Genomic DNA, 756 nt, shown 5'->3' with positions numbered 1-756 from the left:
CTCGCGATGGGCCAGCACTGGCTGCTCGACTCGCCGCTGTTCGGTGAGGGGATCGTCGCCGTCCTGGTGAAGGTCACCGCGGTCTTCGCCAGCACCATGGCCGTCTACGTCCCGGTGCGGCACTCCTACCGGCGCCGGATGCGGCGTGCGCTCGCCGTCGAGGGCGAGGCCGTGGGGATGCGGCGCCCGGCGGCCGTCGCCCTGGTCACGCGGCACGGTCGGCGCCGGGCGGTCCAGGACGTCGCGCTGCCCGAGCAGCCGGCGGTGCTGGACCGGCAGGAGCGGATGCTCACTGCCGCCGAGGACCGCGTGGCCCGGGACGAAGCCTGAGACGGGTGCCGTTTCGTGGAGCGGTCACCCGAACACGGGCCGAGACGAAGCGGCAGGCCCGAAACGAACACGGCCTAGGGACGCATCCAGCGGTGCAGCAGGGTGCCGTCCTGTTCGACCACCAGTCGGGGGACCAGTGTCCGGTCCACCCCGGCCCCCACCGTGACGCGCTGCTGCACTCCCGCGGCGAGGAGGGGCACGACGGTCAGACACAGCTCGTCGAGCACGTCCGCGGCCGCCACGTCACGCAGCAGACGGGGCCCGCCCTCGCACAGGATCCGCGACAGGCCGCGGGCGTGCAGGGCGTCGACGGCGGCGGGCAGGTCCACGCTCCCCTCCCCGACCACGATCACCCGGTCGGGGCCGATCACACGGCGCGCCCGGTCCAGCGCCTCCGGACCCGCGGCCTCGCAGGTGACCAGCAGG

1 protein-coding gene and 1 pseudogene are annotated in these 756 nt (G+C 74.6%); one reads left to right on the top strand and one right to left on the bottom strand.

What is annotated here, in order from left to right; all coding sequences use genetic code 11:
• Nucleotides 1–330, top strand: a pseudogene (locus tag D471_RS39965) (PrsW family intramembrane metalloprotease); the annotation flags it as partial.
• Nucleotides 331–404: 74 nt separating this feature from the next.
• Here D471_RS39965 and D471_RS0102970 read toward each other — a convergent pair.
• A partial coding sequence (locus D471_RS0102970) for a dihydrofolate reductase family protein (RefSeq protein WP_017597248.1) occupies nucleotides 405–756 on the bottom strand: 352 nt, incomplete at its 5' end.

Source organism: Nocardiopsis lucentensis DSM 44048, assembly GCF_000341125.1.
GTDB classification, from domain to species: Bacteria; Actinomycetota; Actinomycetes; order Streptosporangiales; family Streptosporangiaceae; genus Nocardiopsis; species Nocardiopsis lucentensis.
Note: the sequence above shows the minus strand (reverse complement) of the source record. Positions and strands in the feature narration are given on the sequence as shown.